This window comes from Cryobacterium roopkundense, assembly GCF_014200405.1.
GTDB classification, from domain to species: domain Bacteria; phylum Actinomycetota; class Actinomycetes; order Actinomycetales; family Microbacteriaceae; genus Cryobacterium; species Cryobacterium roopkundense.
Map to the genome: position 1 here is coordinate 2,697,587 of NZ_JACHBQ010000001.1, position 19,130 is coordinate 2,716,716.

The 19,130-nt window shown below is 65.9% G+C and carries 17 protein-coding genes; 4 read left to right on the top strand and 13 right to left on the bottom strand.

The features are described from left to right. Positions 1 to 16 precede the first annotated feature (16 nt). From mfd to BJ997_RS12740, 9 genes are all read right to left on the bottom strand, one after another. Positions 17 to 3,640 (bottom strand): transcription-repair coupling factor, encoded by a 3,624-nt coding sequence (mfd, locus tag BJ997_RS12700; protein WP_035835032.1) that lies wholly within the window; start codon positions 3,638 to 3,640, stop codon positions 17 to 19. 294 nt (positions 3,641 to 3,934) lie between these two features. Further along, the gene (gene pth, locus BJ997_RS12705) at positions 3,935 to 4,519 is read right to left on the bottom strand and encodes an aminoacyl-tRNA hydrolase (protein ID WP_084141014.1); all 585 of its coding nucleotides are present in this window, start codon (positions 4,517 to 4,519) and stop codon (positions 3,935 to 3,937) included. A 38-nt stretch (positions 4,520 to 4,557) separates the two neighbouring features. Then, positions 4,558 to 5,160 (bottom strand): 50S ribosomal protein L25/general stress protein Ctc, encoded by a 603-nt coding sequence (locus BJ997_RS12710; protein WP_035835034.1) that lies wholly within the window; start codon positions 5,158 to 5,160, stop codon positions 4,558 to 4,560. 269 nt (positions 5,161 to 5,429) lie between these two features. Continuing rightward, positions 5,430 to 6,374, bottom strand: coding sequence for a sugar kinase (locus tag BJ997_RS12715; RefSeq protein ID WP_035835035.1), 945 nt, complete (start codon positions 6,372 to 6,374; stop codon positions 5,430 to 5,432). Beyond that, positions 6,371 to 7,027, bottom strand: a complete 657-nt coding sequence (locus BJ997_RS12720; protein WP_052541911.1) for a bifunctional 4-hydroxy-2-oxoglutarate aldolase/2-dehydro-3-deoxy-phosphogluconate aldolase — start codon at positions 7,025 to 7,027, stop codon at positions 6,371 to 6,373. Before BJ997_RS12720 ends, BJ997_RS12715 begins: the two co-directional genes overlap by 4 nt. Further along, on the bottom strand, positions 7,021 to 8,169 hold the full coding sequence (gene dgoD / locus BJ997_RS12725; RefSeq protein WP_035835036.1) for a galactonate dehydratase: 1,149 nt from the start codon (positions 8,167 to 8,169) through the stop codon (positions 7,021 to 7,023). The genes BJ997_RS12720 and dgoD overlap by 7 nt, the downstream gene beginning before the upstream one ends. Positions 8,170 to 8,173: 4 nt before the next feature. Next, a complete protein-coding gene (locus BJ997_RS12730) occupies positions 8,174 to 9,076 on the bottom strand; it encodes a carbohydrate ABC transporter permease (protein WP_084141015.1) in 903 nt (300 codons plus the stop codon). After that, entirely contained in the window at positions 9,076 to 9,996 is a 921-nt protein-coding gene (locus tag BJ997_RS12735; protein ID WP_084141016.1) for a carbohydrate ABC transporter permease, read from the bottom strand. The genes BJ997_RS12730 and BJ997_RS12735 overlap by 1 nt, the downstream gene beginning before the upstream one ends. A 93-nt stretch (positions 9,997 to 10,089) precedes the next feature. Continuing rightward, positions 10,090 to 11,385, bottom strand: coding sequence for an ABC transporter substrate-binding protein (locus BJ997_RS12740; RefSeq protein WP_035835038.1), 1,296 nt, complete (start codon positions 11,383 to 11,385; stop codon positions 10,090 to 10,092). 138 nt (positions 11,386 to 11,523) lie between these two features. Between BJ997_RS12740 and BJ997_RS12745 the strand changes: the two genes are divergently transcribed. Both BJ997_RS12745 and BJ997_RS12750 read left to right on the top strand, forming a co-directional pair. Further along, the gene (locus tag BJ997_RS12745) at positions 11,524 to 12,246 is read left to right on the top strand and encodes a FadR/GntR family transcriptional regulator (RefSeq protein WP_035835082.1); all 723 of its coding nucleotides are present in this window, start codon (positions 11,524 to 11,526) and stop codon (positions 12,244 to 12,246) included. 17 nt (positions 12,247 to 12,263) lie between these two features. Continuing rightward, positions 12,264 to 12,980, top strand: coding sequence for a FadR/GntR family transcriptional regulator (locus tag BJ997_RS12750; RefSeq protein ID WP_035835039.1), 717 nt, complete (start codon positions 12,264 to 12,266; stop codon positions 12,978 to 12,980). 43 nt (positions 12,981 to 13,023) lie between these two features. Here the strand turns inward: BJ997_RS12750 and BJ997_RS12755 are convergent, their stop codons facing one another. From BJ997_RS12755 to BJ997_RS12770, 4 genes are read right to left on the bottom strand one after another with little or no spacing between them, the layout of a single operon-like run. Next, positions 13,024 to 14,064: an L-idonate 5-dehydrogenase gene (locus BJ997_RS12755; protein WP_035835040.1), complete on the bottom strand. Its 1,041-nt coding sequence runs from the start codon at positions 14,062 to 14,064 to the stop codon at positions 13,024 to 13,026. Positions 14,065 to 14,096: 32 nt separating this feature from the next. Next, positions 14,097 to 14,894 (bottom strand): SDR family oxidoreductase, encoded by a 798-nt coding sequence (locus BJ997_RS12760; RefSeq protein ID WP_035835041.1) that lies wholly within the window; start codon positions 14,892 to 14,894, stop codon positions 14,097 to 14,099. 3 nt (positions 14,895 to 14,897) lie between these two features. After that, on the bottom strand, positions 14,898 to 16,298 hold the full coding sequence (locus BJ997_RS12765) for a GntP family permease (RefSeq protein ID WP_052541913.1): 1,401 nt from the start codon (positions 16,296 to 16,298) through the stop codon (positions 14,898 to 14,900). Between the two features lie 34 nt (positions 16,299 to 16,332). Beyond that, complete coding sequence (locus BJ997_RS12770; RefSeq protein WP_236628738.1) at positions 16,333 to 16,893, bottom strand: gluconokinase; 561 nt, start codon at positions 16,891 to 16,893, stop codon at positions 16,333 to 16,335. A 267-nt stretch (positions 16,894 to 17,160) separates the two neighbouring features. On the opposite strand from BJ997_RS12770, the gene gndA reads away from it, so the two are divergent. Both gndA and BJ997_RS12780 read left to right on the top strand, forming a co-directional pair. Next, positions 17,161 to 18,564 carry an NADP-dependent phosphogluconate dehydrogenase gene (gndA, locus tag BJ997_RS12775; RefSeq protein ID WP_052541914.1) on the top strand — a complete coding sequence of 468 codons (1,404 nt, stop codon included), beginning with the start codon at positions 17,161 to 17,163 and terminating at the stop codon, positions 18,562 to 18,564. A gap of 140 nt (positions 18,565 to 18,704) precedes the next feature. Next, positions 18,705 to 19,070, top strand: coding sequence for a hypothetical protein (locus BJ997_RS12780; RefSeq protein ID WP_152602059.1), 366 nt, complete (start codon positions 18,705 to 18,707; stop codon positions 19,068 to 19,070). Positions 19,071 to 19,130: the final 60 nt, after the last annotated feature.

Below are 19,130 nucleotides of genomic sequence, written 5' to 3' on the forward strand. Positions count from 1 at the left end.
CTCTCGTCATCGAACGTTAGGTGGCCGGAACGGCGGCCTCCACCGGCCTCGGGAAGATCGCGCCGAGCAGCGTGTCGGTCCAGGCGATCAGCGTCGCGTCATCGACAGGCCCGCTCGTTCGTGGGTCGGTGCTCGTGCGGGGCAGCGGCACGATGAGTGCCCCGCTGGCCGGCGTGTATTTCGCGCCGGGGTACATCCGCCGCAGCCGAATCTGAATAGAATCGGCCAGATCAGCGGATGCGATGCGCAGGTTGGATCCCATGGCCACAACCTCGCTGAGCCCGGTCTGCTGGGCGTGCCAGCGCAAGCGGGACACTGCCACGAGGTTCTGCACCGGCACGGGAGGCTCTCCGTAGCGATCGGTGAGTTCATCGAGCACCAGGTCGATCTGGTCGGCCGTAGCCGTGGGCGAACTCGCGCTCGAGAGTTTCTGGTACGCCTCGAGCCGTAGGCGCTCGCTGTCGACGAAGTCGTGGGGAATATGGGCGTCCACGGGCAGTTCGAGCCGCAGTTCGGTCTGCCCCTCCGCCACATCACCACGGAAGGCGCTCACGGCCTCGCCGATCATGCGCAGGTAGAGGTCGAACCCCACACCTGCGATGTGCCCGGCCTGTTCGCCGCCCAGCAGGTTGCCCGCGCCACGGATCTCGAGGTCTTTCAACGCCACCTGCATGCCCGCGCCGAGCTCGTTGTTCGCCGCGATCGTCGAGAGGCGATCGTGCGCGGTCTCGGAGAGCGGCTTGTTGCCGTCGTAGAGGAAGTACGCGTAGGCACGCTCACGCCCACGCCCGACCCGTCCGCGCAGCTGGTGCAGCTGGCTCAGACCGAACTTGTCGGCGCGGTCGATGATGATCGTGTTCGCATTCGCGATGTCGAGGCCGGTCTCGATGATCGTCGTCGACACCAGGATGTCGAACTTGCGCTCCCAGAAGTCCCCTACCACCTGCTCGAGCTGCGCCTCCGGCAGCTGGCCGTGCGCCACGGCAATGCGCGCTTCCGGCACGAGTTCGGCGAGTTGCGCGGCGACGCGGTTGATGCTCGTCACCCGGTTGTGCACGAAGAAGATCTGGCCCTCGCGAAGTAGCTCGCGACGGATGGCGGCGCCCACCTGCCGCTCGGAGTAAGGCCCCACGAAGGTCAGAATGGGGTGGCGGTCCTCCGGCGGCGTCGCGAGCGTCGACATCTCCCGAATACCGGTGACGGCCATCTCGAGGGACCGCGGAATGGGCGTCGCGCTCATCGCGAGGATGTCCACGTTGGTCTTGAGCTTCTTCAGGGCGTCCTTGTGCTCCACCCCGAAACGCTGCTCCTCGTCGATGATGACAAGCCCGAGGTCTTTAAAGATGATCGACGGCGACAGCAGCCGGTGGGTGCCGATCACCACATCGACGGTTCCGTCGAGCATTCCCGCGATGGTCTCGCGGGATTCCTTCTCGGTCTGAAAGCGCGACAGGGCACGGAGGTGCACCGGGAAGCCGGCGAAGCGCTCCTTGAAGGTCTCCATGTGCTGGCTCACGAGCAGCGTCGTGGGCACGAGCATCGCCACCTGCTTACCGTCCTGGATGGCCTTGAATGCGGCCCGCACGGCGACCTCGGTCTTGCCGAATCCCACGTCGCCCGAGAGCAGGCGGTCCATCGGGATGGGCCGCTCCATGTCGGCCTTGACCTCGTCGATCGTGGTCAGCTGGTCGGGAGTCTCCACGAACGGGAAGGCCTCCTCGAGCTCGCGCTGCCAGGGGGTGTCCGGCGCGAACGCGTGGCCCTTGCTCGCCATGCGTGCCGAGTACAGTTTGACGAGCTCCACGGCGATGTCTCGCACGGCCTTGCGGGCCTTCGTCTTTGCCGAGGACCAGTCGCTGCCGCCCATCTTGCTCAGCGCCGGCGCCTCGCCGCCGACGTAGCGGGACACGAGATCGAGCTGGTCGGTGGGCACGTAGAGCTTGTCGCCAGGGTGCCCCCGCTTCGACGGCGCGTACTCGAGTACGAGGTACTCACGCGTGGTCTTGATCGGGTTGCGCCCGCCGCTCGACACCTCCCGCTGGGTCAGCTCGAGGAAGCGTCCGATGCCGTGCGTCTGGTGCACAACGTGGTCGCCAGCCTTCAGCTGAAGCGGGTCGACGACGTTCTTGCGCCGACTCGCGAGCTTCTTTACCTGCCGGGCGTCGTAGCCCGCGGTGCGCCCGTAAAACTCGGACTCGCTGATCAGCGTCAGTTTGGTCTGCGCGAGTTCGAAGCCGTGGTCGACACCGGCCTTGAGCAGGTAGGCGATACCCGGTTCTGGCTCGTTCGGCCACATGTCCACCACCCGGGCCGGCAACTCGTGCTCGGCGAGCACCTGCGCCGCACGTTCCACGAGGCCGGTGCCCTGCGCCACGATACCCACGGTCCAGCCGTCTTTCAGCCTCGCGGACACGTGGCCGACGGCACCCTCCACGTTGCCCTGGAAGCTCGGCACGGCCTCGGCCTCAATACGGATGCTGAGCATGGAGTCGATGTCGGTGGCCGCCGGCCCGGCCTGGAAGGAGCTCAGCGTCCACCACGAGTGACCGGATGCCGGTGCTCCCGGACGCGTGTGCGTGACGGATTCCCGCAGCCGGCCCAGAGTGAGAAAGTCCCCCGATTCGAGGTCGATCGGGGAATCGGCGCCCGCGGTGGCGGCGCTCCACGCCGCCCCGAGAAACTCGCGGTTCGTTTCGGCGAGGCTGATCGCGCGGCTCGCCACGCGTTCGGGTGAGATCACGGCGACAGCCGCTCGGGCCGGCAGGTAGTGCGTCACAGGAACGAGCCTGTCGACGAGCGCCGGGGCGAGGCTTTCCATGCCCTCCACCGGGATGCCCTCTGCGATCTTGGCGAGCATGCCGGAGAGGCTCGGAAACTCGTGCTCCATCTCGCGGGCGCGTTGCCGCACCGCGGGGCTCAGCAGTAGTTCGCGGCTCGGCGGCAGACTCACGACGTCGACAGGTTCCGGTAGCGAACGCTGGTCGGCCACGGAGAATTGGCGGATCTGCTCCACCTCATCGCCGAAGAATTCAATGCGGAACGGATGCGAGGCAACCGGAGGGAACACGTCGAGGATTCCGCCGCGCACGGCGAACTCGCCGCGCCGGGTGACCATGTCGACGCGGGCGTAGGCCACGCCCACGAGCTGCAGGGCAATGGCGGCAAGGTCGTGGCCCCGCGCCGACACCCGAAGTTCGATGGGCTCGTAGTCGGTGAGGTTGTCGGCAACGGGCTGCAACGCCGCCCGCACCGAGGCCACGACGATAAGCGGCCGGCGGTCACCGACGGGGGTCTCTTCCCACTCGCGCATGCGACGAAGCGCGTGTAACCGGTTGCCCACGATCTCGGCGCTCGGACTCAGCCTTTCGTGCGGCAGGGTTTCCCAGGCCGGAAAATCGATGATCTCGGCGTCACAAGCGAAGCAGGCGAGGTTGTCGCGCAACGCCTCGGACTCGCGACCGGTCGCTGTGATCACGAACAGAGCCTGCGCCTCGTCGCCACGTTGCTCGAGCAGGGCGGCTAACAGGGGCGCCCGAAGGCCCTCCGTGAGCGAGAAATCGGCGTCCCTGCTCGCATACGCGAGGGCGCTATCGAACGTGGAGGCGCGCTTGAGCGCAGCGATTAAGCCCTGAAGGATCACCGGTCGAGTCTACGCACCCCCGCTGACAGCCGCATCAAAGCACCCGCCGGCGAGGCCCCGCCGGTCAAGGCGCGACAAAGGAGCGATCGAGACCCCGCCGGTCGAGGCGCGACAAAGGAGCGATCGAGACCCCGCCGGTCGAGGCGCGACAAAGGAGCGATCGAGACCCCGCGAGCTGGCCCTCAGACCGCACACGGGCCTGAGGAATGTCTCACCAGGCCTCGATCGCTGGCGCCTCGCGCCTCGACCAGCGGGTTGTTCGCGCCTCAGCGCGAGGAGCGGGAAGGGTGGCGCTCAGGAGGGGGCGTGGAACCGTTGCTGGGCGGCGGTGAGACCGTCGCTCGCGATGTACTCAATCGCGTCCGCGGCATCCGTCAAGATGTTGGGCAGAACGGAGCGCTCAGCCGACGTGAAGTCGTGGAGCACAAAATCCGCAGCGGGCTGCCGGCCAGGAGGACGGCCGATGCCCATGCGCACGCGAATGAAGTCACCCGTGCCCGTGGCGGCGATGATATCTCGCAGGCCGTTGTGGCCGCCGTGGCCGCCACCCACCTTGAGCTTGAGGGTGTCGAACGGGATATCGAGGTCGTCGTGCACAACGATGAGGTGCGACGGCTCGAGCGAGTAGAAGCGCAGGAGCGCGGCAACCGGGCGGCCAGACACGTTCATGAACGTATTCGGTTTGGCCAGCACGAGCTTCGGGCCTCCGGGGGCGCTGCGGCCTTCGGCGACCGATGCGGCGGTCTTATGGTTCTTGAAATTGGCGCGCAGGCCATCGGCCAGCTGCGCGAGCACCATATGGCCGACATTGTGGCGATTACCGGAGTAGTCGGGCCCGGGGTTACCGAGCCCGACTACGAGCCAGAGATTCTCGTCCAGTGGAATCCTCCGCTTACGACGGAACCAGAAGGGAATGACTACGCGGCGGGGGTTGCGGCGGCGGCGGCGACCTCGGTCTCGGCCTCTTCCTCGTCCTCGCCACGCGGCGTGTGCACGTAGACCACGAGGGTGTCGGGCTCGGAGATGAGCACGGCGCCCTCAGGCAGCGTGACGTCGGACGCGTGGATCTGGGCGCCGTCTTCGAGGCCCTCGATCGACACGCTGACGTTCTCGGGGATGTCGGTTGCCTCGACCTCGAGCAGCAGGGTCTTGGTGTCGAAGTCGGCCATCGTGCCGGGGAAGGACTCGCCGGCCATGTGCACCTGAACCTCAACCTGAACCTTCTCGCCCTTACGGACGACGATGAGGTCGATGTGCTCGATGATCGCGAGAACCGGGTCCTTCTGAACGTCCTTCACCAGAACGAGCTGGCTCTTTCCGTTGATGTCGAGGTCGAGGATCGCGTTCGCGCGGCGGAGCAGCAGGCCGATGCGGTGCGCGGGAAGCGACACGTGCACGGGCTCGGTGCCGTGGCCGTAGATGACGGCGGGGATCATGCCCAGCACGCGCAGCTTGCGGGCCGCACCCTTGCCGAACTTCTCGCGCAGGTCAACCTGAACCTTGTTGATCTCTTTAGCCATGGTGCATCTCCTTGCGGACCCGTGGGCCCTGGTCGTTGTCTAATGCTGCGTCGTCGCGTAGTGGCGCGTCGTTCTTTGATGCCGTGTCAACTCGAACGCATGTCAGCGTGAGGAAAAGCTCAAAGTCTCGTCCGCCGCGTCGATAACGGATGCCTGTGGCCCGGTTTCCCGGGAAGGCGGCATCCCTCGCCGAAGTTCAGTTATTAACTTTACACGTTTCGTCGGCCCCGCGCAGCTCGGGCGTGTCGCGCACCGGGTCAGGGGACGTTTCACCGAACCGTTGTGCCCGACTCGGCGTCGAGCAGCCCCAACTCGTCTCGGGTGGGCAGCCCCTCCCAATCGCCGACGGCCGCGACCGCGAACGCCGCGGTGACGGTGCCCCGTCGGAGCGCAGATACCGGATCCAGGTCGTCGAGAACTCCCGACAGAAAGCCCGCGGTGAAGGCGTCCCCCGCGCCAATCGTGTCGCGAACGGCAATCTGGAGGGCCGGGGCGTCGTACCCGATTCCGTGCCGCCACAGGGTCGCGCCACGTGCTCCGCGTTTGATCACCAGATGCGCCACACCCTCCGCCGCGAGTTCCTGCCTGATGTGGTCTTCTTCGCCCGAACCCACGAGGGCGAGCTCGTCCTCGGACGCAATGACGATATCGACCTGGCGCGCCAGGGCGCGCAACACGGGGCCGGCCTCGCCCGGCGTCCACAGCTTCGAACGGTAGTTGATGTCCAGGCTGATCAGGCTGCCGGCCGCGCGCGCCAGCCGAATCGCCTCCCGCACGCAGTCGGCGGCCCCGGCGGACAGGGCCGGCGTTATTCCGCTCAGGTGGAGAACGCGCGGGGCGTCCGTGAGGGCGGCCGTCGCGTCCGACGCCGTGAGGGCCGACCCCGCCGAACCGGACCGGTAGTAGCTGACCCTGGAGATGTCGGAGACCCGGCGTTCCGCGAGCATAAGCCCGGTCGAGCGTGCCGAATCCGTCGCGACGGTGTCAACGACGACGCGTTCGGCCCGCAGGGTGCGCAGAATGAATTCACCCACTTCATCAGCGCCCACCCGACCTGCCCAGCGCACCGAGTGTCCCAACCGTGCCAACCCGATGGCCACGTTGGATTCGGCACCCGCCATTGTCATGGTGAGAAAGCCCCCCAGCCGCAGCGGAGTGTCGGTTCGAAGGCTCACCATGGTCTCGCCCAGGGTGACGACGTCTGGTCCCGTCACGCGGGCACACGCCCTGCTGCCGCGGCGACGGCCAGGAAATCCGTCGCACGACCGCGCAGGGCATCGAGATCCCCACCGCGGGCAGCGTCGCCCAGCAACGGGCTTCCGACCCCGACCGCGACGGCGCCACAGCGGAGGTACTCGACCATCACGGAGGCGTCCACCCCGCCCACCGGAACGAAGGGCACCGCAGGCAACGGATCGCGCAGCGCTCGCAGGTACGCTGGTCCACCCGATGACGAGGGGAACAGCTTGACCGCCGTCGCGCCGAGATCCAGCGCCGCCACGACCTCCGTGGGAGTCAGGGCGCCCGCCAACACGGCAATTCCGCGCTCCGCAGACTCGGCCACCGCCACAGTCACGGCCGGCGTCACCATGAACTGCGCGCCGACATCGGCGGCCTGCGCGACGTGCTGCCGAGTGAGCACAGTCCCGGCGCCGATGACAGCCTCCGGCGGCGCCAGCCGAACGATCTCCTCGATCACCCGCAGCGCATCCGTTGTCACCAGTGACACTTCCACAAAGCGCACGCCCGATTCGAGCAACACGAGGGAGGCCCGAATTGCGGCCGCCGGGTCGTGGCCCCGCACTATCGCCAGCAGGCGTTCGCTGGCGAGCCCGGCGAGGAACTCCTCAGCCGCAGGCCTCACCATTCCGCTACCCCGCCGTCACGGTGGCGCCAGATCGGCGTTCGCCAGGAGTGTCCGCGGGCGTCGGCGGCCCTGACTGCTGCCTCATCGACCTCAATTCCCAGGCCGGCGTTGGCCAGAAGCTCGATGTGGCCGTCCACGAAGCGAAACGGGGCCTTGTCGATCACATAGTCGAGCACTTCGGCTCCCTGGTTGTAGTGAATTCCGATGCTCTGCTCCTGGATGAGGAAGTTCGGCGTGGCGAAGCCCACTTGTAGGCAGGCCGCGAGAGCGATGGGACCGAGGGGGCAGTGTGGCGCGAGCTGCACGTCAAAGGTCTCGGCGAGCGCCGCGATTCGACGCACCTCTGAGATGCCGCCGGCATGGGACAGGTCCGGTTGGGCCACTGCGATGCCGGCCTGGAGAACGGGCAGGAAGTCCTGCCTGGTGTAGAGCCGTTCCCCCGTGGCGACGGGAATCGACGTGGCCTGGGCGAGCTGTCCGATCAGGTGCGAGTTTTCGGGAGCCACCGGCTCCTCGATGAAGAAGGGACGCAGGGGTTCGAGCAGCGGCGCGATCCGGCGCGAATTGGCCAGCGTGAAACGCCCGTGGAAATCGACGGCCACGTCGCGGTACGGTCCGAGAACCTCGCGGGCCGCGGCGACCCTGTCGAGCACGCCGTCGATTTCGGCGACTGTCCCCAACCGCGACATGACTCCGGAGGCATTCATCTTGACGGCCGTCAGACCCACGTCGAGTTGAGCCTGAATGGCGTCGGCGATACCGCTCGGATCGTCACCGCCCACCCAGCCGTACATCCGGATGCGATCGCGCACCGCTCCGCCGAGCAGGTCGTAGACCGGCACGCCCAGAATCTTGCCCTTGATATCCCACAGCGCCTGGTCGATGCCGGCGACAGCGCTGCCGAAAACCGGACCGCCGCGATAGAAGCCGCTCTTCGTGAGCACCTGCCAGTGGTCTTCGATTCGGGACGCGTCCTGCCCCACGAGGTACTCCGCGAACTGGTCGACGACCGCCCGCACAGCATCAGCGTGACCTTCCAGGCTGGCTTCGCCCCAGCCCACGGCACCCGCATCAGTTTCGAGCCGCACAAAGAGCCACCGCGGGGCAACCAGAAAGGTCTCAACTCGCGAAATCACCGACATGGCGCTATCCCTTCGTGGCCCCGGCCGTGAGGCCGGAGACGATGTACTTCTGGGTGAACAGGGCGATCACCATGATGGGAACTGTCACGACGACGGCCGCCGACATGAGGCTGCCCCAGTCGATGCTGGCGTACGAGACGAAGTTGAAGATGGCCACTGGCAGCGTCTTCGTGTTGGCCCCGGACAACACCAGCGCGAACATGAAGTTGTTCCACGAAAAGATGAACGAGAGGATGCCGGCCGTCGCCAGACCCGGAATCGACAAGGGCAGCGTAATGCGGGCAAAAGCCCCGATCGGAGTGAGCCCGTCGACCTGCGCCTGCTCCTCGAGTTCGAGTGGCATCGAGTCGAAATAGCTGATCATGATGTAAACGATCAGCGGGAGCGCCACAAACATGTGTGACAGTATCAGCACGCCGAAGCCACCCACCATGCGCATGTTGGCGAAGATGAAGTACCACGGCACGAGCAGGCTGACGCCGGGGATGATGCGGGCCATCAGCACCACCATCGCCGAGCGATGCATAGTGAATCGGCTCATCGCATAGGCAGCCGGCACCCCCAGCAGCAGCGAGAGCACGGTGGACGCGAACGCCACCCAGAAACTATTGAAGATGAAGACGAAGTAGTTGTTGCGGCTGAGCACGTTCTCGTAGTTGTCCAGCGTGGGCGTGAAGAAGAAGGTCTTGCTGGCATCGTAAATGTCGACGTTCGTCTTGAAGGAGGCAACCGCCATCCAGACGAGGGGCGCGATGAACAGCAGCACGACGAGAGTCAGCGCCACGACGCGGAACGCTGGATACGCGCGTGGTTTGCGCCGCCGACGATCCGTCGGCCGCGCGGGCTGTGTGGGCACGAGGGGGGCGTCGGACGCACTTACGGGCGCCTCGCGCAGTGTGTCAGCCATCAGCGATCTGCCTTTCTGCGATAGGTGACGAGCCACATGATCGCAATGATGAGGAGGAAGAACAGGACCAGCACCGTGGAGGCGATCCCGTAGTCGTTGTAATCGAAGCTGAGACCGTACGCGTAGACGTTGAGAGTCTCAACCTCGTGGAAGGAACCACCACCCTTGCCTTTAGTGGCATAGAGGATGTCGAAGGTCTTCAGCGCATCGATCCCGCGCAAAACGATGGCAACGATGACAGTGGCCCGAAGCAGCGGGAGCGTGACGAACCAGAATCGCTGCCAGGCATTCGCTCCGTCGATGCGCGCGGCCTCGTCGGGTTCCTCCGACAGGGAGGTGAGCCCCGCGAGCAGGATCAGCACGATCATCGGCGTCCACTGCCAGATGTCGACGAACATCAGCGTGGGGAGGGCGGTGTACTGGCCAGACAACCAGGGTTGAGACGGAATTCCCACCCAGTTCAAAACCTGGTTGGCGAAACCGATGTTCGGGTCGAAGATGAGCCGCCACATCATGCCGACCGCCACTGGCGTCGCAACCAGGGGCAGCAGAATGGCCACACGCACCCATTTCTCTCCCTTGAAGGGGCGCCACAGCAGCAGCGCTATGCACATTCCCAGCACCATCTCGACAGCCAGGGCTCCCCCGGTGAAAATGAAGGTGCGAGCGACCGCGGGCCAGAACCTGTCGAAATCGGCAAAGACCTCGACGTAGTTGGCCAGTCCCACGAAATCGGACGCCGCGCGCACCGACCCCTTCGAGTCCGTGACGCTCAGATACAGCGTCCAGACCAGGGGAATGGCGATGAGCAGCCCCACGAAGATCATGGCGGGAGCGGCGAAGAGCCACTTCCGATGGCGGTTTGCCCAGGCGGAATACGACTTCCACACGGTGGGCCTGATGCTGACCGAAGTGGTCATCGTTCACCTCACGCTTGTTACACGAACAAAACCGGGGGACGGATGCCGGGCGGCCGCGCGAGAGCGGCCGTCCGGCATCCGTCAGAGGACGACCTACTCGTCGTCGAGGAGGCTCTGGAATGCCTCGTTGGCGGCATCGGCGGCGGCATCGGAGTCGCCGCCGGTGATGGCGACCACGATCGGATCGCCCACGATTTCACGAGCCTCCGGAACGCTGATGACGAGCGGCCGGTCGTGACCGACGCCATTTTCGGTGCTCGCGGCGATCGCGGCGGCAAGGTCGGCCGGATACGTCGTGACACCTTCGGGGTTCTCCCACACCGACGTGCGGGCGCTTGGCACTCCGTCTTTCTGGATCTCCAGGGTCATGTCCTGGCTGGTGGCCCATTCAATGAACTTCCAGGCGTTGGACTGGTTCTGGGAGGACTCGTTCACGCCGAGCGCCCAGGACGGGATGTTGTAGGCCTTCGAACCGTCCGATCCGGCGGGCATCGGAGCGAATCCGACGGTGTCGGAGACCTTGGACGTGGCGGGATCCGTGGCGTTCTTGTAGAGGCTGTCGGCCTCGGTGTAGAGGCCAGCCTGACCCTGGGTGAAGATGGCCATCGCTTCGGTCCAGCTCATGTCTGTGCTGACGTTGTCAGGCCCGTAGTCCCTGATCAGACCGCCGTAGAAGGCGTAGGCCGCCTTTGCCTCATCGCTGTCCACGGCAGCGTTGCCGTCCTCGTCGATGAAGTCGCCGCCGAAGCTATAGAGGAAGCTGGAGAACTGGGTCACGGCAGCCGATTTTTCGGTCCGCGCCACGAAGCCCGCGACACCGGGGTTCTGCTCCTTGATGGCTTTCGCCGCGGCCTCGAGCTCGTCCATGGTCTGCGGCACGCCCAAGCCGGCCTTCTCGAGCAGGTCCTTACGGTAGTACAACACTTCCTGCTCGGTGATGATCGGCACGCCGACCACCTGGTCGTCGAAGGTTGTGGTGCCCACGGGACCGGGCTGGAAGTCGGCCCAGTCCCAGTCTGCGTTCGACTCGACGTCGTCGGTCAGGTCGGCGAAGTAGCCGTTCTGGGCAAATTGCTTGCCCTCCTGCAGGGGGCGATACATCATCACGTCCAGATCGGCCGATCCGGCGTTCAATTTGACGTTGTACTGCGCGGACAGCTGATCTTCGCCGTACTGGCTCAATTCCACCGTGAGCCCGGTGGCCTCCTCGAATTCCGGGATCTTCTCCTTGATGATGTCGGTCCACACGTGGTTGACCAGAGTCACCTGCACCGTCGTGGACGCTTCGTCGGTGCCGGCCGCCCCCGCGCTGCACGAGGTCAACAGCCCAGCGGCCATAAATGTGGCTGCGGCCAGGGCCGCTGATCGAACAACTGAATGACGCTTCACTGTGTCCCCACTCTCAAGAACGGGTGCTTCGTCGCACCGGCTCCAACGGATGCATCTTTACATCTGTCTCTACTCCGTGATGTTAGTAAATAAAACATACGTATTCAATAAAACTTACCTAACGATATGATCAATAGCATGACGTCGAACGACACGACCCCGACGAGCCTGCATGCGCGCATCGTGGAGCTGCTGGGGCTGGCCGTGACATCGGGCGCGCTCGCCGAGGCATCCGTTTTGCGCATCGACGAACTGGAGGAACGCTACGGCGCCTCACGTTCGGTGGTGCGGGAGGCCGTCCGCGTGCTCGCGGCGATGGGAATGCTCTCCTCGCGACGCCGGGTGGGCATTCAGGTGCTGCCCGCCGCCGACTGGAACCTGTACGACCCGCAGGTGATTCGGTGGCGGCTGGCCTCCCCCGAGCGAATCGCCCAGTTGCGGTCCCTCACTGAACTCCGTAGCGCCATCGAGCCTGAGGCGGCGCGACTGGCCGCGACGAGGGCCCCGTTGACGAACGCGAGTGCCCTGATGGGGCTCGCCGGTCGGCTCTGGGCCGCCGGACAGAGCGATGACGAGCAGGAGTTCCTGCTTCTCGACATTGAATTCCATCGCCTCGTCCTGTCGAGCTCCGGCAATGAAATGTTTGCCAAGCTGAACACGCTCGTGGCCGAAGTTCTCACCGGCCGCACGCACTATGGGCTGATCCCCCATCACCCAGCCACCGAAGCGCTGCAGCTTCATGTGGATGTGGCGAGCGCGATCCAACGCGGCGACGGGGACGCCGCCCACGCGGCGATGCTCAGCATCATGGACAGCGCATTCACCGAGATGAGCTCGATCTGGGAGGACGGCCCCTCCTGAGCCGATAGGGTCTGAAGATGCCTTCGAGTCTGCACAACCGTGTCGTCGACGCGGTCGGTCGGCCGATCGTCGACGGGCGAACTCCCGCCGGTACCATCATGCTTTCCGACGACATCGTGCGCCACCAAGGCGTGAGCCGGTCGGTGGCACGGGAGGCCGTGCGGGTGCTCGCCGCCATGGGCCTCGTGGAATCCATCAAGCGCGTGGGTATCCGCGTGCTGCCGCAGTCCCGCTGGAACGCCTTCGACCCCACGGTGATTCGGTGGCGACTCAGCGGCACGGGCCTCGGAGCCCAACTGCGCTCGCTCAGCGAGCTGCGGGCATCCGTTGAACCGATGGCCGCGGAACTGGCCGCCCAGCACGCCCCGCCGGCCATCGCCGCCGAGCTGATGACCGTAGCGGCACAGATGAAGACCGTGGGCCGCTCCGGCGACCTCGATCGATTCCTCGAACTCGACATCCACTTTCACCGCCTCGTGCTGCACGGCTCGGGGAACGAGATGTTCGCCAAGCTCGATGAGGTGATTGCGGCCGTGCTGTCGGGCCGAACCGACGTGGGCCTCATGCCACAGAAGCCGCACGAAACCGCCCTGCAGTGGCACGTCGACGTAGCCGACGCCATCCAGGGCGGCGACCCGCAGCGGGCACGCGAGTCGATGGAACTCATCATGCGACGCACGATCGCGGAGGTCGAGCCGACCTGGGTCGATACGCCCCGGGTCTACTTCCCCTAGCGCGACCGCCGGCCGAGGCGCGACGGGGCGGACTGGGGCGGGCTCAGAAGAGTAGGAGCACCTTGCCCGAACGCGAGGAGTCGCGGGCCACATCGAACGCTTCGAGGCCGTCGGCCGCGGCGAATTCGTGCGTGACGATTCCCTCCACACCGAGCGTGCCGTCGGCCAGGGCCTCGAGCACCAGGTCCATCTCACCGTTGAACCGGAACGAACCCACGAGTTCGAGCTCGCGGGTGATGGCCAGGGAGATCAGCGCCGGCTGCTCCCCCGAGGGCAGCAGCCCGACCATGACCACGCGGCCGCCGCGGCGCGCGCCATGAACTGCCGAGGCCAGACCGCGTGCGCTTCCCGACGATTCGAAGCAGATGTCGGCCTGCACTGACGCGATGGCGTCGGCATCCGTTGCGCGCAGCGTCGTGCCGGCTCCCACCCGGCCGGCTGTCGCCAGCGGCAGATCGTGCATATCGGTGACGGTGATTTCGGCGGCCCCGGCGCGCGCCAGCACCGCCACGATGAGAAGGCCGATCGGGCCCGCGCCGACCACGAGCACGCGTTTACCCGCTACATCCCCCGCTCGGGACACGGCATGCCAGGCCACACTCGCGGGCTCTGCGAGGGCGGCATCCCGCAGCGAGAGCCCGGTCGGGAGCGGCCGCAGCATTGTGGCGGGCACGACGATGTGGCGTGCGAAGACGCCCTCGGTGTGCGGAAACCGCGCGGCACTGCCCAGATACGTGCAGCCCGGCGACAGATTGGGGCGGTCCAGCGGATACGCCGAGCCGTCACCTTTCCCCGGAGTGGCCGGGTGCACCGCCACGAGCGTGCCGACGGCACAGCCGCTGCCGTCGGCGGCAGCCCGAACGACGGTGCCCACCACCTCGTGGCCGAGTCGCATGGGCGCCTTCAGGATCGATTCGCCCGCCGCGCCGTGCTGCCAGTAGTGCAGGTCGGAACCGCAGATACCGCCATAGGCGACCTGCACCACGACGTCTGAGGGCCCGGGAACGTCGAGGGGGACGGTCTCGACGCGCAGGTCGCCGGCCGCGTGGGCGACGACCGCATTGGTGTGCGTGGGAAGTGTCATTCGTGCCTCTTTCAGAGCCGGTGCCAGCGTGATTAGACCACGACGGTCATGCCGCCGTCGATGAAGATGACCTGTCCGTTGACGAAGTCGGAGGCGTCGCCGGCGAGCCACAGGGCCGGCCCGATCAGGTCAGCCGGTGTTCCCCAGCGGTTCGCGGGCGTGCGGCCGAGGATCCAGTCGTTGAACGCCTCGTCGTCGACGAGTTTCTGGGTCATTTCGGTGTGGATGTACCCCGGCGCTATGGCGTTGACCTGCAGCCCGTGCCGGGCCCACTCCGCCGTCATCGCTCGCGTGAGGTTGCGCAGTCCACCCTTCGACACCGTGTACGGGGCGATAGTGGGACGTGCCAGGTCGGCCTGCACCGACGCGACGTTGATGATCTTGCCCCGTCCGCGCGCAATCATGTGCCGGGCCACCTCCCGCCCCACCAGGAACGCGCTCGTGAGGTTCGTGTCCATAACGCGTTGCCAGTCCGCGACGTCGAGATCGAGCAGCGGAACGCGATGCTGCACCCCGGCGTTGTTCACGAGGATGCGCAGGGGCCCGACCGTCGACTCAATCCAGTCGATCCCCGCGGCGACGGCCTCGGCATCCGTCACGTCGAAGGCCCGAAAAAACACGCGGTCGGCCCCAAACCCCGCGGCTAAGTCAGCGTGCGCGGCGGAAAGTCTGTCGACGTTCACACCGTTGAGCACGACAACGGCGCCGGCCTGCACGAGACCCTCGGCGATGGACCGCCCGATTCCGCGGCTCGAACCGGTGATGAGGGCGACCCGTCCGGACAGATCGAAGGCCGACAGGTTGCCGAGCGCGGGACCGACGGGAGTCATGGCTTAGAGCATCCCGGCGACGAGGTAGATCGCGAGCGCGATCACGAAGCCGACGATTCCGACGAGGGCCTGTCCAACCGTCCACGTCTTGAGGGTGGTCTTGGTGTCCATCTCAAAGAACCGGCTGACGAGCCAGAAACCTGAGTCGTTGACGTGTCCGGCGAAGACCGAGCCAGCGGCCAGGGCAAGCACGATAGCGGCGAGTTCCACCGGATTGAAGGTGGTGTTCGACATGACGACGGGCTGCAGCAGCGCGGCCGCCGTGGTGAGGGCCACCGTCGCCGAGCCCTGCGCGATACGCACAACGGCCGCGATGACGAAGCCGGCCACGATCACCGGAAGACCGACGGCGTCGAGAGAATCGGCGATCGCGTTGCCGATACCGCTGGCCCGCAGCACGCCACCGAACATTCCACCGGCGCCGGTGATCAGAATGACAGAGGACACCGGGCCGAGTGCGCTGTCCACGACGGCCTCGATGAGGTTTCCGGACTTGTGCTTCTGCACTCCGAGCAAAATCATCGCGAGCAGCACCGTGATGAGCAGAGCAACCGGTGTTTCGCCGAGGGTACGCAGAATCTGCACCCAGGTGTCACCGAGGGAGACAAGTCCCGCGGTGGCGGCCATGTTGAGGCCCGTGTTGAGGAAAATCAACCCGATCGGCAGCAACAACAGGGTGAGCACGGTGCCGACCTTGGGCGTCGACTCGAATTCCTTGAACGAATCGGAGGTGCCGCGCAGGATGGACGGCACGGGAATGTTGTACTTTCGGCCGACGTAGCCGCCGAACAGGTGACCGACGACGTACCAGGTGGGCAGTGCGACGAGCAGGCCGAAGATCAGCACGAGGCCCACATCGGCGCCGAGCAGGCCCGTGGCTGCCACGGGTCCCGGGTGCGGCGGCACGAAGATGTGCATGACAGAGAAGGCGACGGCCGAAGGGAACGCGTAGCCAAGGAACGAGCCGCCGAGGCGACGCGCCACCGCAAAGATGATCGGCAGCATGACCACGAGGCCGGCGACGAAGAAGATCGGGAAGCCGAGCATGAGCGATGCCACGGCCAGGGCGAGCGGCGCGCGCTTCTCCCCGAACCGACTAATGAGGGCCTCGGTGAGCACCTGCGCGCCACCACTGGTCTCGAGCATGCGACCGAGCATGGCCCCCAGTCCCACGAGCAGGGCCACCCCGGCGAGGGTGCTGCCGAAGCCGAGTAGCAGGGTGGGCATGAGGCTCGCGGTCGGAATCCCCGTCGCCACAGCAGTGAGCAGGCTCACGATGATGAGCGAAAGGAAGGCGTGCACCTTGAACTTCATAATGAGCACGAGAAGCAGGGCGATCGCCGCGGCAGCAATGCCGAGCAGCGCGGGTGTGGACAACACCCAGTTCATGTCAAGATCGGTCATCAGCGAACTATCTCTTTCTTATTTCTGGAACGATTTATTTCAGGTACTGCAGTGCAAGACCGACGATGCCGTCGGGAGTATTCGCGAGGTTGACCCGCAGGCCGGCCTCATCTGCGCCGAGCGGTTCGAGCGTGGCGAACTGCGAGTCGAGCAGGGCGGGAGGCATGTATTCATGGTTGCGATGCGTGAGACGCTCGGCGATGAGGGCCTGGTCGCCGTAGAGCTCCACAAACACGAGCGTCGGCACGATGCCGCGCATCAGGTCGCGGTAGCCGTGCTTGAGAGCGGAGCACGCCACCACCAGGGGATCGCCCGACTCGACGGACTCGCGGATGCGCTCGGCGATGCGCGTCAACCAGGGCAGGCGGTCCTCGTCCGTGAGCGGATGCCCCGAGGCCATTTTCGCGCGTGCCTCCGCGCTGTGCAGGTCGTCGCCGTCTTCGAAGGGCATTCCGAGGGCCTCGGCCAGGTGACGGCCCACCGTCGATTTTCCGCAGCCCTGCACGCCCATCACGACGATCGGCTGTTGAGGTGCGGGCGCAGCCCGTGCGGGCTCAGCCGCTGCGGGCCGAGAGGTCAGGATTTCATCAGTCATTGATGCGCTTTCGCTTGGTCGGCCGTTGTTTCATGCTCCATTGCCTTACTACATCGGACTTTTTGCGTTTCCTGCGCAATAAATCTGATTATAGGAGCCAAGGTTACTCTTTATGTCTGCCGAGTCAACTGCACTGGCCCCGAGGTATGGGACGCAGTACCCAGCGACTAGCCTTGAGAATGGTCTGGAGATCACAGCCCCAAAGGAGCAAACGTGTCAGTATCCGGTGCAACACAGGCAAACATTGGCGTAGTCGGCCTGGCGGTGATGGGCTCGAACCTCGCCCGCAACCTCGCCAGCCGTGAGGGGAACACTGTCGCCGTGTTCAACCGCTCTCCGGAGCGCACCCGGCTGCTCACCCAGGAGCACCCGGAGGCCGGTTTCGTGGCCTCGGAGACCATTGCCGACTTCGTCGCCTCGCTGTCCACGCCGCGCACCGCGATCATCATGGTGCAGGCCGGCGCCGGCACTGATGCCGTCATCTCACAACTGTCCGACCTGTTCGAGCCCGGAGACATCATTGTGGACGGCGGCAACGCTGACTTCACCGACACCATCCGTCGCGAGAAGGCCGTGAGCGCCACCGGCATCAACTTCGTGGGCGCCGGCATCTCCGGCGGCGAAGAGGGCGCACTCAAGGGCCCCAGCATCATGCCCGGGGGCTCGGTCGAGGCGTACAAGACCCTCGGCCCCATTCTCGAATCCATTGCTGCCGTCGTCGACGGCGTGCCCTGCGTCACGCACGTGGGAACGGATGGCGCGGGTCACTTCGTCAAAATGATCCACAACGGCATCGAATACGCCGACATGCAGCTGATCAGCGAGGCCTATGACCTGCTGCGCCGGGTAGGCGGACACTCCCCCGCGGCCATCGCCGATGTGTTCGCCGACTGGAAGACCGGCGAGCTCGACAGCTACCTGATCGAGATCACCGCCGAGATCCTGCGTCAGGTTGACGCGAAGACCGGCAAGCCGTTCGTCGACATCGTGCTCGACGAGGCCGGCTCCAAGGGCACCGGCGTGTGGACCGTGCAGAACGCGCTCGACCTCGGCGTTCCCGTCGGCGGCATCGCGGAGGCCGTCTTTGCCCGCGCGGTGTCGAGCCACCCCGAGCAGCGCGTTCCTTTCCGCGCCGTCGTCACCGCCCGCCCCGAGATCGCCATCGTGGGCCACACCTTCCAGGAAGACGTGCGCCAGGCGCTCTACGCCTCGAAGATCGTCGCGTACGCGCAGGGCTTCGACGCCATCGCGGCCGGGGCGAAGAAGTACAACTGGAACATCGACATGGGGGCAACGGCCACCATCTGGCGCGGCGGCTGCATCATTCGCGCCCAGTTCCTGAACCGCATCGTGGACGCTTACGCGAAGGACGCCGCGCTGCCCACCCTGCTCATCGACCCGTACTTCGCCGAGGCCGTGGCGAACGGCGAGGCGGCCTGGCGCCGCATCGTGTCGACCGCCGCGCTCTCTGGCGTGCCGGTTCCCGGCTTCGCCGCCTCGCTCAGCTACTTCGACTCGCTCGCGAGCGAGCGCCTGCCGGCCGCACTCGTGCAGGGCCAGCGCGACTTCTTCGGCGCACACACCTACAAGCGCGTCGATCTGCCCGGCACTTTCCACACCCTGTGGTCGGGCGACCGCACCGAGATCGAGTCAGAGGGCAGCACCCACTAACACCATCCCGGCTCCTCGAATTCGGCGGAGATTTCACGCGAAAAAGCAGTTTCCCACCCGGAACCGGGCTTTTCGCGAGAAATCTCCGTCGTTTTTGTCGGGGTGGGAGCGGAGGTTCGTCTGAAAGAATGAGGGTGACCATGAGTGACAACTACCCCGAGCTCTCCGGCTACGAGCCGCACGACAGTAAACGACCGCTTCGCAGCCGGCACCTGACGCGGCTGATGCGGATCGTCGTGGTGCTCGGGCTGCTCGCGCTCGTCGTTCCGGGAGTGCTCACCACCATGCGCGTGGCCAGCACGACAGCGGCCAACGCCTGCATCGTCGACGTAGCCCGCTATTACCCTTTTGCTTCAAGCTCCGACGCGCGGTTCGAGTTCACCGGCCCCGGCGGCCTGGGGTGGCAGTGCTACGCGATCGATCGGAACGAGCGCGAGACATTCGTCACCCCACTCGGGCTCATTCCCTCCGCCCCGCAGTCCGGTTCGCCCGGCCGCGCGATCTAAGGCGCAGCCACCGCCTCTGGACCCACCGCCTCTGGACAAGGTGTGGGGCCGGTGGCACAA

Coding starts and splice junctions, on each gene's coding strand:
- BJ997_RS12770 (WP_236628738.1), bottom strand. CDS start 16,893: ATGACTGATGAAATCCTGACCTCTCGGCCCGCAGCGGCTGAGCCCGCA.
- BJ997_RS12760 (WP_035835041.1), bottom strand. CDS start 14,894: ATGACTCCCGTCGGTCCCGCGCTCGGCAACCTGTCGGCCTTCGATCTG.
- BJ997_RS12780 (WP_152602059.1), top strand. CDS start 18,705: ATGAGTGACAACTACCCCGAGCTCTCCGGCTACGAGCCGCACGACAGT.
- BJ997_RS12755 (WP_035835040.1), bottom strand. CDS start 14,064: ATGACACTTCCCACGCACACCAATGCGGTCGTCGCCCACGCGGCCGGC.
- BJ997_RS12745 (WP_035835082.1), top strand. CDS start 11,524: ATGACGTCGAACGACACGACCCCGACGAGCCTGCATGCGCGCATCGTG.
- BJ997_RS12710 (WP_035835034.1), bottom strand. CDS start 5,160: ATGGCTAAAGAGATCAACAAGGTTCAGGTTGACCTGCGCGAGAAGTTC.
- BJ997_RS12735 (WP_084141016.1), bottom strand. CDS start 9,996: ATGACCACTTCGGTCAGCATCAGGCCCACCGTGTGGAAGTCGTATTCC.
- BJ997_RS12730 (WP_084141015.1), bottom strand. CDS start 9,076: ATGGCTGACACACTGCGCGAGGCGCCCGTAAGTGCGTCCGACGCCCCC.
- gndA (WP_052541914.1), top strand. CDS start 17,161: ATGGGCTCGAACCTCGCCCGCAACCTCGCCAGCCGTGAGGGGAACACT.
- BJ997_RS12765 (WP_052541913.1), bottom strand. CDS start 16,298: ATGACCGATCTTGACATGAACTGGGTGTTGTCCACACCCGCGCTGCTC.
- BJ997_RS12750 (WP_035835039.1), top strand. CDS start 12,264: ATGCCTTCGAGTCTGCACAACCGTGTCGTCGACGCGGTCGGTCGGCCG.
- dgoD (WP_035835036.1), bottom strand. CDS start 8,169: ATGTCGGTGATTTCGCGAGTTGAGACCTTTCTGGTTGCCCCGCGGTGG.
- BJ997_RS12720 (WP_052541911.1), bottom strand. CDS start 7,027: ATGGTGAGGCCTGCGGCTGAGGAGTTCCTCGCCGGGCTCGCCAGCGAA.